The sequence below is a fragment of the Serratia sp. CY55921 genome (assembly GCF_052167655.1).
Lineage (GTDB): Bacteria > Pseudomonadota > Gammaproteobacteria > Enterobacterales > Enterobacteriaceae > Serratia > Serratia ureilytica.
In genome coordinates, this window is record NZ_JBJNMU010000001.1 from 1,360,596 (window position 1) to 1,376,198 (window position 15,603).

The 15,603-nt window shown below is 61.4% G+C and carries 15 protein-coding genes; 8 read left to right on the forward strand and 7 right to left on the reverse strand.

Annotation, left to right across the window (positions count from 1 at the left end):
- The first annotated feature begins 306 nt into the window (after positions 1–306).
- The 5 genes from ACJ8M3_RS06405 (at position 307) to clcB (ending at position 5,167) form a co-directional block, all read left to right on the forward strand.
- Positions 307–1,023 (forward strand): ABC transporter permease, encoded by a 717-nt coding sequence (locus ACJ8M3_RS06405; RefSeq protein WP_033642986.1) that lies wholly within the window; start codon positions 307–309, stop codon positions 1,021–1,023.
- A 64-nt stretch (positions 1,024–1,087) separates the two neighbouring features.
- Complete coding sequence (locus ACJ8M3_RS06410) at positions 1,088–1,945, forward strand: glycine betaine ABC transporter substrate-binding protein (protein ID WP_223524993.1); 858 nt, start codon at positions 1,088–1,090, stop codon at positions 1,943–1,945.
- A gap of 8 nt (positions 1,946–1,953) precedes the next feature.
- Complete coding sequence (osmW, locus tag ACJ8M3_RS06415) at positions 1,954–2,604, forward strand: osmoprotectant ABC transporter permease OsmW (protein WP_004938544.1); 651 nt, start codon at positions 1,954–1,956, stop codon at positions 2,602–2,604.
- Positions 2,601–3,740 (forward strand): osmoprotectant ABC transporter ATP-binding protein OsmV, encoded by a 1,140-nt coding sequence (osmV, locus tag ACJ8M3_RS06420; RefSeq protein WP_033642984.1) that lies wholly within the window; start codon positions 2,601–2,603, stop codon positions 3,738–3,740. Before osmW ends, osmV begins: the two co-directional genes overlap by 4 nt.
- Positions 3,741–3,865: 125 nt before the next feature.
- Positions 3,866–5,167, forward strand: coding sequence for a voltage-gated ClC-type chloride channel ClcB (clcB, locus tag ACJ8M3_RS06425; RefSeq protein ID WP_089197010.1), 1,302 nt, complete (start codon positions 3,866–3,868; stop codon positions 5,165–5,167).
- Here clcB and ACJ8M3_RS06430 read toward each other — a convergent pair.
- Positions 5,164–5,556, reverse strand: a complete 393-nt coding sequence (locus ACJ8M3_RS06430; protein WP_033642982.1) for a helix-turn-helix domain-containing protein — start codon at positions 5,554–5,556, stop codon at positions 5,164–5,166. The genes clcB and ACJ8M3_RS06430 overlap by 4 nt on opposite strands.
- A gap of 69 nt (positions 5,557–5,625) precedes the next feature.
- Here ACJ8M3_RS06430 and ACJ8M3_RS06435 point away from each other — a divergent pair, with 69 nt between their 5' ends.
- Positions 5,626–6,120: a DUF2938 family protein gene (locus ACJ8M3_RS06435; RefSeq protein ID WP_033642981.1), complete on the forward strand. Its 495-nt coding sequence runs from the start codon at positions 5,626–5,628 to the stop codon at positions 6,118–6,120.
- A 5-nt stretch (positions 6,121–6,125) separates the two neighbouring features.
- On the opposite strand, the gene bioD is transcribed toward ACJ8M3_RS06435, so the two are convergent.
- The 3 genes from bioD to ACJ8M3_RS06450 form a co-directional block, all read right to left on the reverse strand.
- Positions 6,126–6,791 (reverse strand): dethiobiotin synthase, encoded by a 666-nt coding sequence (bioD, locus tag ACJ8M3_RS06440; protein ID WP_033642979.1) that lies wholly within the window; start codon positions 6,789–6,791, stop codon positions 6,126–6,128.
- Positions 6,792–6,935: 144 nt separating this feature from the next.
- On the reverse strand, positions 6,936–8,153 hold the full coding sequence (gene mlc, locus ACJ8M3_RS06445; protein ID WP_033642978.1) for a sugar metabolism global transcriptional regulator Mlc: 1,218 nt from the start codon (positions 8,151–8,153) through the stop codon (positions 6,936–6,938).
- Between the two features lie 159 nt (positions 8,154–8,312).
- Entirely contained in the window at positions 8,313–9,203 is an 891-nt protein-coding gene (locus ACJ8M3_RS06450) for a LysR substrate-binding domain-containing protein (RefSeq protein WP_442514631.1), read from the reverse strand.
- Between the two features lie 147 nt (positions 9,204–9,350).
- On the opposite strand from ACJ8M3_RS06450, the gene ACJ8M3_RS06455 reads away from it, so the two are divergent.
- A complete protein-coding gene (locus ACJ8M3_RS06455; protein WP_169539675.1) occupies positions 9,351–10,619 on the forward strand; it encodes an MFS transporter in 1,269 nt (422 codons plus the stop codon).
- 50 nt (positions 10,620–10,669) lie between these two features.
- Here the strand turns inward: ACJ8M3_RS06455 and ACJ8M3_RS06460 are convergent, their stop codons facing one another.
- Entirely contained in the window at positions 10,670–11,956 is a 1,287-nt protein-coding gene (locus ACJ8M3_RS06460) for a glycoside hydrolase family 10 protein (RefSeq protein WP_033642975.1), read from the reverse strand.
- Positions 11,957–12,082: 126 nt separating this feature from the next.
- Positions 12,083–13,879 (reverse strand): glycoside hydrolase family 3 protein, encoded by a 1,797-nt coding sequence (locus ACJ8M3_RS06465; protein WP_089197009.1) that lies wholly within the window; start codon positions 13,877–13,879, stop codon positions 12,083–12,085.
- 366 nt (positions 13,880–14,245) lie between these two features.
- Between ACJ8M3_RS06465 and tus the strand changes: the two genes are divergently transcribed.
- Entirely contained in the window at positions 14,246–15,184 is a 939-nt protein-coding gene (gene tus / locus ACJ8M3_RS06470) for a DNA replication terminus site-binding protein (RefSeq protein WP_033642973.1), read from the forward strand.
- On the opposite strand, the gene ACJ8M3_RS06475 is transcribed toward tus, so the two are convergent.
- Positions 15,174–15,542 (reverse strand): VOC family protein, encoded by a 369-nt coding sequence (locus tag ACJ8M3_RS06475; RefSeq protein ID WP_028128189.1) that lies wholly within the window; start codon positions 15,540–15,542, stop codon positions 15,174–15,176. The genes tus and ACJ8M3_RS06475 overlap by 11 nt on opposite strands.
- Positions 15,543–15,603 lie beyond the last annotated feature (61 nt).

The window sequence follows — 15,603 nt, forward strand, 5'->3', positions numbered from 1 at the left end:
CGCAAACTCAATCACCTGATTTTGTTCATAAAACTTGGCACGGTCAACGACAGAGTGCTATACCTTCCCTAGCCGGGGTCGTTGGGCTTCGTGCTTTCTCGGGTTTAAATATCAGTATCTTATGCTGATTAACTCACGTATTGAGCCTACGTTCAGCACGCTGTGCCGAACGCACCCTTCGCTCAATGTCGCTAACCTCATGCGAAACGCCCGTTTTGTACCGCCACGCCCGCCGGGCCGTGGGTAACAATCAGAGCGGAATGCGCCGTCTCGTCGGCCGCTCCGCGCAACGGAGGACGCAACATCATGCACAAGTCAGCGCCATACCGGCGCCTGCTCCTCGGGAGCCTGTTGTTTATCGCCGTCATCGCACTGCTGGTTTACGGCATCGGTTGGGACACCCTCAAGTCGCGCCGGGAAGATTTGATCTACCTCGGCCAACAACACATGTTCCTGGTGGCCTGCTCCATGCTGCTGTCGCTGCTGGTCGGTATTCCCAGCGGTATCTTGCTGAGCCGCCCTTTCGCCCGCCGCTGGGCGGAACACGTGATGCAAATCTTCAATGTCGGCAACACCCTGCCGCCGCTGGCGGTGTTGGCGCTGGCGATGGTGATCATCGGCATCGGCGATCGGCCGGCGGTGGTGGCGCTGTTCCTCGCCTCGCTGCTGCCCATCGTGCGCAATACCTATGCCGGCCTGCGTTCGGTGCCGCCGGCGCTGGTCGAGGCCGCCAACGGTATTGGCATGACCGCCGGGCAGCGGCTGCGCCAGGTCGAACTCCCCAACGCCCTGCCAGTGATCTTCGCCGGGATACGCATCGCGATGGCGATTAACGTCGGCACCGCGCCGCTGGCGTTTTTAATCGGCGCCAGCAGCTACGGCGAGCTGATTTTCCCCGGCATCTACCTGAACGACTTCCCGACGCTGATCCTCGGCGCCGCCGCCACCGCGCTGATCGCCCTGCTGCTCGATCTGGCGCTGGCCGGTCTCGGCCGCCGGCTCAGCCCGCACACCGCATCCTGATGGGAGAAACGCGATGACTCGATGGTTACAACGACTCCGCCACGCGCTGCTGTTCTCCTTGCTGATGACCGGCGCGGCCGCCTGGGCCGCCCCGCTGACGCTGGCGAGCAAGAACTTTACCGAACAGCGCATTCTGTCGGCGATCACCGTGCAATACCTGCGGGCCAAAGGTTTTCAGGTCGAACCCAAGACCAACCTGGCCACGGTGATCACCCGCAACGCCATGATCAACAAGCAGATCGACATGACCTGGGAATACACCGGCACCTCGCTGATCATCTTTAACCACATCAATAAGCGCATGACGCCGCAGGAAACCTACGACACGGTGAAAAAGCTCGACGCCAAACTCGGCCTGGTGTGGCTGCAGCCGGCGGACATGAACAACACCTACGCCTTCGCCATGCAGCGCCGGCGCGCGGAAAAAGAGCAGATTCGCACGATGTCGCAGCTGGTGGCCAAAGTGGAACAGGTGCGTAAAACCGACCCTAAACACAACTGGCTGCTGGGGTTGGATCTGGAGTTTGCCGGCCGCTCGGACGGCCTGAAACCGATGCAGGCGCTGTACGACATGCCGCTCGATCGCCCGCAAATCCGCCAGATGGATCCCGGCCTGGTCTACAACGCCATCCGCGACGGCTTCGTCGACGCCGGGCTGGTGTACACCACCGATGGCCGGGTGAAAGGGTTCGATCTGCAGGTGCTGGAAGACGACAAAGGCTATTTCCCGAGCTATGCGGTCACGCCGGTAGTGCGCGCCGACGTATTGCAAAACACGCCGGGGCTGGAAGCGGCGCTGAACACGCTGTCGAAACAGTTCAACAATCAGGTGATCACCGAGCTGAACGCTAAGGTGGATATCGACTACCAGACGCCGCAACAGGTCGCCGACGCGTTCCTCAAGCAGCGCGGCCTGATTTAGGAGGCATGATGAATACCTTACTTTACGCCTGGCAAAACTGGGCCTATATCGCCGGATTGACGCTGGAACACCTGCTGCTGGTCGGCATCGCCGTCGGCCTGGCGATCCTGATCGGCGTGCCGCTTGGCGTGCTGATCGTCCGCCACAAATGGCTGGCGACGCCGGTGCTGAGCCTGGCCACGCTGGTGCTGACCGTGCCCTCCATCGCCCTGTTCGGGCTGATGATCCCGCTGTTTTCATTGATTGGCCACGGCATCGGCTACGTGCCGGCGATCACCGCGGTGTTCCTCTACTCGCTGCTGCCGATCGTGCGCAATACCCACACCGCGCTCGACAATCTGCCCGGCGGGCTGCGCGAAGCCGGCCGCGGCATCGGCATGACGTTCTGGCAACGCCTGCGCTGGGTGGAGATCCCGGTGGCGCTGCCGGTGATTTTCGGCGGCATCCGCACCGCCGTGGTGATGAATATCGGCGTAATGGCGATCGCCGCGGTGATCGGCGCCGGCGGCCTCGGCCTGCTGCTGCTCAACGGCATCAGCAGCAGTGACATTCGCCAGTTGATTACCGGCGCCGTGATGATCAGCCTGCTGGCGATCGTCCTCGATTGGTTATTGCACCGCTTGCAAATTGCGCTAACGCCCAAGGGGATCCGCTCATGATTAAATTGGAAAATCTGACCAAACAGTTCATGCAAAAGAACGGCACGCCGTTCAACGCCGTCGACAACATCAATCTGGACGTGCCGGAAGGTGAAATCTGCGTGCTGCTCGGCCCTTCCGGCTGCGGCAAAACCACCACGCTGAAGATGATCAACCGCCTGATCGAACCCACCGGCGGCACCATTCTGATCAACGGCGAAGACACCAGCGCGCTGGATACCGTCAGCCTGCGCCGTAAAATCGGCTACGTCATCCAACAGATCGGTCTGTTCCCCAACATGACCATCGAGGAGAACATCACCGTGGTGCCGCGCATGCTGGGCTGGGACAAAAAACGCTGCCACGCCCGCGCCGAGGAGCTGATGAGCATGGTAGCGCTGGACCCCAAACGCTTTTTGCACCGCTACCCGAAAGAGATGTCGGGCGGGCAGCAACAGCGCATCGGCGTGATCCGCGCGCTGGCGGCCGATCCGCCTGTGCTGCTGATGGATGAACCCTTCGGCGCGGTAGATCCGATCAACCGCGAAACCATCCAGAACGAGTTTCTCGACATGCAGCGCCAGCTGAAAAAGACCGTGATGCTGGTCAGCCACGACATCGACGAAGCGCTGAAGCTCGGCGATCGCATCGCGGTGTTCCGCCAGGGCAAAATCGTGCAGAACGCCAGCGCCGATGAGCTGCTGGCGCGGCCGGCGAACGAGTTCGTCGCCTCCTTTGTCGGCCAGGATCGCACGCTGAAGCGCCTGCTGCTGGTGCAGGCCGGCGACGTGGCAGGCCAACAAGAGACGGTGACGGTGCGGCGGGAGACGCCGCTGGTGGAGGCGTTCGGGCTGATGGACGATATCGACGCCCGTTCAGTGACGGTAGTGGACGCCGACGGCAAGCCGCTGGGCTACGTCAAACGCCGTGAGGCGCGCGGCGCGCCGGGGGTGTGCGCCGACAGCCTGCACCGTTTCCGCGTCACCGCCCGCGCGGAAGAGAACCTGCGCGTGGTGCTGTCGAAGCTGTACGAACACAACACTTCCTGGATGCCGATCGTCGATGAAGACGGCCGCTACAGCGGCGAAATCTCGCAGGATTATATCGCCGACTACCTCAGTTCCGGCCGCACACGCCGGGTGTTGACGCCGCAATAACCCACGCCGGGGCGCTCGCCGCCCCGCCCATGCCGCAGTTTGCTAAAGATTCACTGGTCATCGGCCGGAGCGCCAAGCACAATGCGCTGATGACCCTTTGATTTTTCTCACGACGCCGCCCACGCATGAAAAGATTGGTCCACCTGCACCACTATCGCGCCCTGCTGCGCAGCCTGCTTATCGCCGTGTTTATCGGCGTCGCCGCCGCCCTAGCGGTGTGGCTGTTTCACCGTTCGATGATTGGCCTCGAGTGGCTGCTGCTCGGCAATGCCGACGGCAGCCTGGTGGCCGCCGCCGCCGCGCTGCCCGGCTGGCGACGCGCGCTGACGCCCGCGCTGGGCGGTCTGGCGGCGGGCCTGCTGCTGTACATTCACCAGCGCTACCGCCACCAGCGCCCGGCGGCGCCCACCGACTATATGGAAGCGATTGAGACCGGCAACGGCAAGCTGGATACCGGCGCCAGCCTGGTGAAGTGTCTGGCGTCGCTGCTGGTGGTGTCGAGCGGCAGCGCCATCGGCCGCGAAGGCGCGATGATCCTGCTGGCGGCGCTGGTGGGATCGCTCTTCGCCCAGCGCTTTACGCACGAGAAAGAATGGAAACTGTGGGTGGCCTGCGCCGCCGCCGCCGGGATGGCCAGCGCCTACCATGCGCCGTTGGCGGGCAGCCTGTTTATCGCCGAGATCCTGTTCGGCACCCTGATGCTGGCCTCACTCGGCCCGGTGGTGATCGCCGCAGTGAGCGCTCTGCTGATGACCAACCTGCTCAACGGCGGCCAGGCGCCGCTCTACCTGGTGACGCCGCTCGCCGCCCCCTTGCCGACGCAATACCTGCTGATGGCGCTGGTCGGCGTGGTGGCCGGCGCCGGCGGGCCGCTGTTTTTGTGGTTGATGACCGCCAGCGGTCGCGCCTTCCGATCGCTGCGCCTGAAGCCGCCATTGCAGCTGGCGTTGGGCGGCCTGATCGTCGGGCTGCTTTCGCTGCTGTTTCCGCAAGTGTGGGGCAATGGCTACAGCGTGGTGCAGGCGCTGCTGATCGCGCCGCCGGGGGTGTTGCTGCTGGGCGCGATCCTGGTGTGTAAACTGTTGGCAATCCTCGCCAGCAGCGGCTCGGGCGCGCCCGGCGGGGTCTTCACCCCGACGCTGTTCGTCGGCGCCGCGCTCGGATCGATAATCGGTCAGCTGTTCGGCCTGTGGCCGGGCATGGATGCGGCGGTGCCGCTGCTGCTGGCGCTGACCGGCATGGCCACCCTGCTGGCCGCCACCACCCATGCGCCGATCATGGCGGCGCTGATGGTGTTTGAAATGACCGGCGAATACGCGCTGCTGCCCGGCATTCTGCTCGCCTGCGTGATCGCCACCACCGTGTCGCGCGGCCTGCGGCCGATCTCGGTGTACCACACGGCGCCGCTGCCCAAACGCGAGGTTTAGAACTCACCCTGCTGCAATATTTTCCTGAACTGCGGGCACTGCAGGTGCTCAGGTTCAGGGCAATCAACCATGTGCCGCAGCCCGTCGCGCACCTGTATCAGGCGCTGGATATGGCGATCCAACTCATCCGCCCGCGCAGCCAGCAACACGCGATCGAGCGCGATTTTGCCCCGTTCGTCAAACAAGGCGCTCATCTCATCCAACGTAAAACCGGCCAGGCGCGCGAGGGCGATCAACCGCAGTTGATCGAGCACCCCGGCGGCGTATTGACGGCGCAAACCGTGGCGGCCTATCGACGCGATCAGCCCCTTTTTCTCGTAATGCCGCAGCGCAGAAGGCGCGACTCCGCTCAGGCGCGCCACCGCGCCGATATCCAGTTCTTTTGCCATTGACTTGAAGCCGGCTTTAAGTTGCACACTGTGCGCACCTTATCACGTCACTGAGCCAAGGACACCCCTATGACCCCCGATTTGTTATTGCGCATTCTGTTAACCGGCGCCGGCGCCACCCTCTGCATGGATTTGTGGGCGTTGCTGCTGAAGCGGCGCTTCGGCATCCCTTCCCTCGATTACGCGCTGGTGGGCCGCTGGTTTCTCGGCATGTTCGACGGCCGCTGGTTTCACGCCACCATCGTCACGGCGCCGCCGCGCCAGGGTGAGAGAAAAATCGGCTGGATACTGCACTACGCCATCGGCTTGGCGTTCGCCTTTATCCCGCTCGGTTTGGCGGGCATCGAGTGGTATGCGGCGCCGGAACCGCGCATCGCGCTGTTGAGCGGCTGGCTGAGCCTGGCGGCGCCGTTTCTGGTGATGCAGCCCGCGCTGGGCTTTGGCGTGGCGGCGGCGAAAACCGCCAATCCGCGCAGAGCGCGGCTCCTCAGCCTGCTCACCCACACGGTGTATGGGCTGGGCCTGCTGATCGCCGCCCGGTTGTTGGCGACGTTCTGCGCCTGAATGGGCTACAGCAACGTGGAAATATCGAGGTAGTGCGCCAGTTCGCGCTGCTCCGCGCGCGGCAGATACGGAATTTCACCCAGCAGCGGCGCGGAAATGCGCTGCTGCAGCGCCGTGATGGTTTCGGCATAGTGTGCCAACCCCGGATTGATGCGGTTGGCCACCCAGCCCAGCAGCGGCAAGCCGTCGTTGATGATCGACTGCGCGGTCAGCAGCGCGTGGCTGACGCAGCCCAGCTTGATGCCCACCACCAACACCACCGGCAGTTGCTCCTGCACCACCCATTCGGCGTACGGCCGCAGATCGTTCATCAGCACGCGCCAGCCGCCGCTGCCCTCTACCACCACCGTATCGGCTTTGGCGGACAGATCGCGCAGGCCGCTGCTCATCAGGCCGTAGTTGATGTCCTCGGTGGCATGCGCATGAAACACCTCATCCAGACAGGTGATGGGATTGATCTCCTCATAGCACAGCGGCAAGGTGGAAGATGCCTGCAACACCAAAGCGTCTTTATTGCGGATGCCCTCGCTGGTTTCCTGGCAGCGCGCGGCGATCGGCTTGTAGCCCGCGACCGAGCGGCCATCGGCGGCCAGCGCCTGCATCAACCCGCGGGAAACCACGGTTTTACCGACGTCGGTATCCGTGCCTGTCACAAATAAACGCTTCAACATGAATAAAATGCCCCAGAATGCCCCGTTAACAATGTATCGCCGCACCGGCGGCGAAGAAGTCTTGCGGAAAAATTCTAGGGGATGCCGCCACGTAGGGGCTTGAGGTAGCTCAATCTTTTGCAGGATTAATAAGAAGTTCTGATGTTAGCCTTGCAGCAGCTGCACCAGCAATGAACCGTTATACAGCGCCTCTTTCACCAGCGCCGCGCCGGGCATGGTGCCCTGATTGAAGAACTGCGTGGATTCAACCTTGACCTGCTCGCTGTAGGCCGGCAGCGCCTGCTGGCGAATGCAGGAGGCGATGGCCGGGTGCAGGATCTCCGCCGCGCGGTTGAGCGGCGAACCCACCAGGATCTTCTCCGGATTGAACAGGTTGACCATGATAGCCAGAATGCGCCCCACGCTGTGGCCGACGCCGAGGATGATGTCCCGCGCCAGTTGATCGCCCGCCAGCGCGGCGTCGCACAGCGATTCAACGGTCAGCGGCGCGCCGTGCAGGCTGGAGCTCATCGAGCCGCTCAGCCGCTGCTGGGCGATCTCCAGCATGTTCTCGATGCTGGCCACGGTCTCGAGGCAGCCGTGGTTGCCGCAGTAGCAGCGTTTGCCGTAAGGATCGACCTGGGTGTGGCCGATCTCCACCACGCTGTGGCTGCCGGCATGCAGCACGTGGCCGCCGGTGATCACGCCGGCGCCGACGTTGTGGTCGATCACCACCTGAATCACGTTCTGGCTGCCGCGCGAGGCGCCGTACAACGCCTCGGCCATGGTCCAGGCGCTGATGTCGTGTTGCAAATAGACGGGCAGACCGGTCCGGGTTTCCAGCGCCGGGCCGAGCGGCATCTCCAGCACGTCGTAAAACGGCATGCGGTGCACCACGCCCGACTGCACGTCGATAATGCCCGGCAGCGTAATGGCGATCGCCGTCAACCGTTCCAGCTTGCTTTGGTGGCGAATAAAGAATTGATCGACTTCGGTCAGGATGCGTTTCAGCAGCGGTTCGGGATCTTCGGCCGCCAGCGGCAGCAGCTCTTCCACCACCAATTTGCTGCTCAGATCGCGCAGCGCCAGCGTGATGCTGCCGCGGCTGATGCGGGCGGACAGGTAGTGCCAGGCCTCGGTGTCCAGCACCAGCCCCACCGCCGGGCGGCCCCGGCTGCCGATTTCCTGGTACTCGGTTTCCTTGACCAGATGGGCTTCCAGCAGTTCGCGCACGATCTTGGTGATGCTGGCGGGCGCCAGCTGTGCGCGTTTTGACAGTTCGATGCGCGAAATCGGGCCCAGTTGATCGATTAGCCGATAAACCGCCCCCGCATTGGTCTGTTTGATTTGATCAATATGCCCAGGCTGCCCAACCGCAATCACAAACCGGCTCCTACTATTTTTCGCGCTTCTAAATAAAGACTAGGGGTTATGGTGGGGCTTTTGTCATACAGCGTCAACTATTTGATTCGTTATGTGATTTGCTGCACAAATTCCTCGCAATTTCAGCGCGAATTGATTTTTATTTGCCCAATCTCAACGTCATTTCAGCATCAACGCCATCAGCGCCTGCGCCGCGGCGGTCAGCGGCCGTCGGCGGTGATGCACCAGCCACACTTCGGTCGTGGCGTCCGGCTCCGCCAGCGGCAAATAACGCACGCCGTCCACCCGCACCCGGGCGAAAGATGCCGGCAGAATCGAGACCCCCAATCCGGCGGAGACCAAACCGATGATGGTCATCGCTTCCCCCACTTCCTGAGTGATATACGGGGTAATGCCGGCCTTGCCGAGCAGCAGCAGAATTTCGTCATACAGCGCCGTGCCCACTTCGCGCGAGAAGAACACGAACGGCTCCTGCGCCAGGTGTTGAAAACGCAGCGCGCCGCCGGACGTTTCCGCCAGCGGATGCCCCTCCGGCACCACCGCCACCAGCGGTTCGCGCAGCAGCAGCTGATAGTGCAGCGCTTCCGGCAGCCGCGTGTTGCGCATTACCCCCAGATCCAGCTCACCGTTCAGCAGCGGTTCGATCTGCTGTTTGGTGTTGATTTCGCGCATCTTGATGTGCACCTGCGGAGAATGCTGACGGAAAGCGCGCAGGCTGCGCGCCACCACGCCGATAAACGGTGCGGAAGAGGTAAAGCCGATGGTCATTTCCCCCAGTTCGCCGCGATCCAGGCGCGCCGCCTTTTCCGCCGCGCGGCCGACCTGATCGAGCACCTGATAGGCTTCTTTGAGGAACATCTCCCCGGCCTGCGTCAAGCTGACGTTGCGATTGTTGCGCGCCAGCAGCCGCGCGCCGACCATATCCTCCAGCGCCTGGATTTGCTGGCTGAGCGGCGGCTGGGAGATACGCAGCCGCTCCGCGGCGCGGCCAAAATGCAGCTCTTCCGCCACGGCGATAAAGTAACGCAGGTGTCTCAACTCGATATTCATATTTAAAAAGTCTTAATTGTAATTATTAATATATTAGACAAAAAAATCGCCGCTCCCTATCATTTTGTTATCTGCAAAGTGTCTGTTTATCTCCCCGAAGTTCGGTAAGGAAACGCTGTGACAACCCCTGTGCGTTCTGCGGCCGTGATGCCGTCGACGCTGGCCGCCAACGATGACGCGGCCGCTGCGCCAAAAGTAAAACGCTCCACCCTCAACAACAAACTCCCCTATATCGAACGCGGCACGCCGCAGTTTATGCGCGTAACGCTGGCGCTGTTTTCCGCCGGGCTGGCGACCTTCGCGTTGCTTTACTGCGTGCAGCCGATCCTGCCGGTGCTGTCGCAAGATTTCGGCGTCTCGCCGGCCGAAAGCAGCCTGTCGCTCTCGGTCTCTACCGGCCTGCTGGCGATCGGCCTGATGTTCACCGGGCCGCTGTCCGACGCCATCGGCCGCAAGTCGGTGATGGTGGTGGCGCTGTTGCTGGCGGCAGTCTGCACGCTGATTTGCGCCTTTATGACCAGCTGGCACGGCATTTTGCTGATGCGCGCGTTGATCGGCCTGTCGCTGAGCGGCGTGGCGGCGGTCGGCATGACCTATCTCAGCGAAGAGATCCATCCCAGCTTCGTCGCCTTCTCGATGGGGTTGTACATCAGCGGCAATTCGATCGGCGGCATGAGCGGCCGCCTGGTGACCGGGGTGTTGACCGACTTCTTCTCCTGGCGCGTCTCACTCGGGGTCATCGGTCTGTTCGCCCTCGCCGCCGCCTTCATGTTCTGGCGCATTCTGCCGGCTTCGCGGCATTTTCGCGCCAGCTCACTGCGCCCCCGCACGCTGCTGATCAACTTCAAACTGCATTGGCACGATAAGGGGCTGCCGCTGCTGTTCGCGGAAGGCTTTCTGCTGATGGGCAGCTTCGTCACCCTGTTCAACTACATCGGTTATCGCCTGCTGGCGGATCCTTATCATCTGAGCCAGGCGATCGTCGGCCTGCTGTCGGTGGTCTACCTCACCGGCTCCTACAGCTCGCCCAAGGCCGGCGCGCTCACCTCGCGCTTCGGGCGCGGCCCGGTGCTGCTGGCGTCGATCGTGATTATGCTGATCGGGATTCTGATTACCGCGTTGCCGCAGGTGCCGGCGATCTTTATCGGCATGATGCTGTTCACCGCCGGTTTCTTCGCCGCCCACTCGGTGGCCAGCAGCTGGATCGGCCGCCGTGCGCGCCGCGCCAAAGGCCAGGCGTCGTCGCTGTATCTGTTCTGTTATTACGTCGGCTCGAGCGTGGCCGGGACCCTCGGCGGCGTGTTCTGGCACAGTTTCGGCTGGAATGGCGTGGCGGCGTTCATCAGCCTGATGCTGTTACTGGCGCTGCTGGTGGTGCATTACCTGAAGCGCCTGCCGGAAGCGGCGCGCCTGTGAATAAAAAAGCCGCGGTGGATTACCGCGGCTCGCTATGCCAATGCCGGTGATTATTGACCGGTTTTCCAGCGGGTGCGCAGGTACTCCACGGCCTTATCCGTTTGCGGCTCGGTCAGATAACGTTGCCGGAACAGGATGGTTCCCCCCATCCCCGGCAAGCTCTCGTTGAGATCCAACTGCCTTTTCAGCTCAGGAACGCCGCCGTCAACGGTCCATGCCGGTTCGCTCGCCGATGGCGTGCCCACTTTATACAGCGCCACCCCGGCATAAAGCCGAACCGGCGTGTCTTTCACCACCTCGGCCCACCAGTTGGCCAGCACGTCGTAGCGAACTATTTCACGATCGAAGGGCCAGTACAGCTGCGGTGCGATGTAGTCGAGCAGCCCCAGTTTGACCCACTGGCGCGTATCGGCATAGGCCGCATCGTACGATGGCGCGCCGGCCTGAGTCGCCGAGCCGGCGGGATCGTCCGCTTTGTTTCGCCAGACGCCCGCCGGGCTGACGCCAAACGCGACAGCGGGCTTTAGCGCCCTGACGGTGGCTGAAACCTGTTTTATCAATTGCAGCGTATTGTCTCTTCGCCAACTGGCCTTGTCTGCAAACCCTTTGCCGTATTCGCGATACGTCTTTTCATCATCCAGCGGCGATTGCGGCGTCTCATAATAGAAATAATCGTCAAATTGAATGCCGTCGACGTCATAGTTTTTGACGACTTCAGCCACCACGCCGGTGATCCAGTTGCGTACGTCGGGTAAGCCAGGATCGAGCGCAAAGCGGTCGTTGGCCGTACGAATCCAGTCAGGATGCAGCGCATAGACGCTGGCCGGCGGGGACTGCAACGTTTGATTAAGCGCATCAATCGTTTGCTGCCGGGTATTCATGGAAACCCGATAAGGATTCAGCCAGGCGTGCACTTTGATGCCGCGCCGGTGCGCTTCTTTCAGCATAAAGGCCAGCGGATCGTAACCCGGATCCTGGCCCACGGTGCCGGTCAAGACCTCCGACCAGGGCAAGATGTCAGAACGCCACAGGGCCGTTCCGTCCGGTTTAACCTGAAAATACACCGTGTTAATCCCGGTTTTCACCATGTCGTCCAGTGCGTCCGTCAGTGCCTGCTGCTGCAGGCGAATTCGCTCTGGCGCGGTTTCCGCTTTCAGGGAGGCCGCCGGCGGCCAGTCCAGCCCCATGACGGTGGCCAGCCAGATGCCCCGCATCGGTGTGACCGGCGGTGCAGGCTGCGGAGGCTTTTCCGGCTCAGGGGGTTTGGCGCATCCGCTCACGCCCAGCATGGCGGCCATCAACAGCCATCCGCCTAATTTTGTTGCGCCTGTCGGCATAAATGTTCTCCTTCCGTGAGTGACGGTTATCCCATGTCGTATCGTGCAGAGCAAGAAACCGCCCGCTTTATCAACGCTATCCCGCGACCGGCGTCGCCCTTTCTGACGACGCCGGTACTTGTCCCATTACCAGCTCAGCCCCGTCCCGCGAGGGAACGCCACCTTGCCCGTATTGGTTTCCTCATCGTAGTCATGCCAGGTGTTGACCGGCAGTTTGCCCTGCGGTTTGATTTTCCCCGTCAGCACCTGTGCCAGAGATATCATCGAGGGACCGCGCCATACACCGCTGTCATACCCGTAGTAAGAATAGGTGGCGACGGCTGCATCCACGTCTGCGGCATAGTTCACAATATCGTAAGGCGCGCGCAATGAGAGGTGAACGCGTTTTTTCCCCTGCTCGGCGGCGTATTTCAACCAGCCCGGATAAGGACTGGTATCATTAGCCGCCCCGGTTGCGGAGGTCACGACCCCATCCTGCTCGGCAGGCGTAAAGCGAGTCGAAAGCGTGCCGAGCAGGAACACGTCGCAATCGGCAATATGCGCCCTGATTTGGGCATCGCTCAGTTCCGTTTCCTTCGCGGCAACGACGTTCTGGTAGCCCTCCTGCGCCATCACGTTAGCGATGCCTTTGGCCTGCTCACCCCACGGGGTCAGGATAAAATAGCGCAGCGCCTTGTCTTTCAACGGCAGCAGGCTGTGGCGGTTAATGACCACGGTAATGGAGCGATCGGCGATGCGTTTTTCCAGCTTATGCGCTGAGGACGAAACGCTGCTGGAACAAGGGGCCTCGCGATGCCCCATCAGGTGATGGCGTAATTTGAGGCGCAAAATGCGCTCGACCGAAGCATCGATATCGGCCTCGTTGAGATGCCCTGTTTTCACCCGGTCCGCAAGGTAACGAATCAGGTCCGGCAGCAGGTTAGCCTGGGCCGGCGAAGCGATGCTGACAGGCATCAGGGCGATATCCACCCCGGCGGCAAAGACGTTTTCAGCCGCCCCTTGCTGGCTGAAATGCTCAGCAATCGCCCCCATATCCAGCGCATCTGAAATCGTTACGCCGGCATAACCCAGCTCATCGCGCAGGATGCGGGTCTGAATTTCATGCGACATGGTGGCCGGCACCGTGATTTTTTCGCCGCTGCGGGTGTCGATCTGGCGGTTATCCAGCGCGGGGTACTGAATATGCGCGGTCATGACCATGTCCGGCGCCGCACAGCGGTCAATGGCCTGTTTGTAAGGCGCGATATCGATGGCAAACGCCTCTTCCCGCGTACGGTCGACGCGCGGCAAACCGGTATGCGAGTCGGTGGAGGTGCTGCCATGGCCAGGGAAGTGTTTGTAAGCGGTGATCAACCCCTGGTGCTTCATCCCCGCCACCATTTTCTCGGCCAGGTGGGAAACGGCGTTCTTATCATCGCTGAAGGCGCGAACGTTAATCACCGGGTTGAACGGGTTGGTGTTGACGTCCACAACCGGTGCAAAGTTGGTATTGATATGCAACGCGCGCATATCCTGGGCCATCAGTTCGCCCTGTTCAACGGCGAGCTGTTTATCCGCGCCGCCCTCAATCGCCGCGGCGAGCGCCATATTGCCGGGGAATGAGGCATAGTCGCCGCGCGGCAGCCGGAAAACGTTACCGCCCTCGTTATCCGTGCCAATGAACAGGCGGATGCCGGCGTGGGTTTTCATCGCGGCATACCAGGCCGTTAACGTATTGATCTGCTGCTTATCTTTCAGATTATTGGCAAACAGGATCACCCCGCCCACATGGTTATCGGTGATCAGCTTGCCAATGGCTTCATCGGGAACGGTCATATCCTGATTGCTGCTACCGTTCCGATCCCAGTAGCGAAAATCCAGCATGATTTTTTGCCCGATCTTCTCTTCCAGCGTCATGTTTTTGACTTTCTGTTTAATATCCACAGTAAACCTCCTGTTAAAGCACCCGTTAATGACAGAAGAAAAGATAACCCCAAGGGCTCATAGCGTCCTGCCATTCTGTTTGTTCCAGCGTTTGGACAACGGCAAACGGGAAATGGATTAAACAGAAGACAAACGAACAGGAAAAAATCCATCAATGAATCAAAACCATAAGAAGAGCAGGTTTATTTTCGACAATCACACTTGCCCGCATGCGTAGCAGACGAGCGAGAGAATTCCCCCTGCTGCCCGCCCTATTTCCCCCTGGTAAGCCGGGTGGGCAGTTAAGCCGAGTATTGTCCCATTGCCGATGTTGCCCCCAGTCCGCTACTCCCCTATAGTATGTTGTAACTAAAATAGGGGCATATGATGAGCAAATACGATGTGATTGGCCGGATGAACGCCTGCTTTGCCGAACTGGAGCAAGCCCTCGGCGCATTGCAGCAGCAGATAACCCCGCTGCGGCTGCTGGCGGCGCGGGTGTTCAGCCTGCCGGAGGTAGAAAAAGGCCAGGAACATCAGGCCATTTCGCATATCGCGGTCGAGCAGCATGTGGGGCAAGCGGCGCGCGATCTGGCGCTGGAACACTATCAGCGGCTCTTCATCCACCATAACCGTGAGAATGTCAGCAGCAAGGCCGCCGTGCGCCTGCCCGGCGTCATCTGTCTGGCGGTGGAGCAACCGGAGTATCAGGCGCTGCAGGCGCAGCTGGCGCTGATCAACCGCCTGAAAGGCGAACTGGAGCAGATTATCACCGTCGATTCCGGCCTGGCGCCGGAGCAGCGTTTCGAATTCGTGCACACCCATTTGCACGGGCTGATTACCCTCAGCGCCTACCGCACCCTCACCGCCCTGACCAATCCCGACTCGGTGCGCTTCGGCTGGGCCAACAAGCACATCATCAAAAACGTCAAACGGGACGACATCCTGGCGCAGCTGGAGAAAAGTCTGAAAGCCGGCCGCGCGGTGCCGCCGCACAGCCGTGAACAGTGGGCCGCCCTGGTCAGCCGCGAAATAGACGATGTCAGCCGTCTGCCGCAGCATGCGACGTTGAAAATCAAGCGGCCGGTCAAAGTGCAGCCGATCGCCCGCGTGTGGTATCAGCAGCAGCAAAAGCAGGTGCAACACCCCTGCCCGCTGCCGCTGATCGCCCTGTGTCAGGTTGAAAGCGGCGCTGCGGTGCCGAAGATCGGCGAACTGCTCAACTACGACGCCGACGCAGTAAAGCATCGCTACAAACCCGACGCCAGGCCGCTGCGGCTGCTGGTGCCGCGCCTGCACCTGTATACCGACGGCACTACTCGCTGAGGGCATATACCCGCAGGCGATGACCGTCCGGATCCCGCGCCACAAAGGTGTAGCCGAATTCCATTTCGGTTGGCGTTTGCTCGATAGGCAGCCCGAGCTCGCGCCACTGGTTATAGCGCGCCTCCACCTCTTGCGGATCCTGGCATAAAAAGCCCAGTTCACCGCCGCCGCCGGTCAGCGTGGCGGCGGGTTTTACCCCCTGTTTGGCCCACATCCCGAGCTTGAAGCCGTTGTTGAGCACGAACAGGGCAAAGCCGGGAGAAAGCTCTACCGGCGCCTGCCCCAGCAGGCGTTGATAAAAGGCGGCGCTGTTGAGCGGGTTATCGACGTAAAGCAGGGTCATGCTGGGAAGGGTCATCGGTCTGTCCTCTGGGTGATGGGAACCGGTTGGTTCCCGATAGGCACAGACTAAAGGAGGC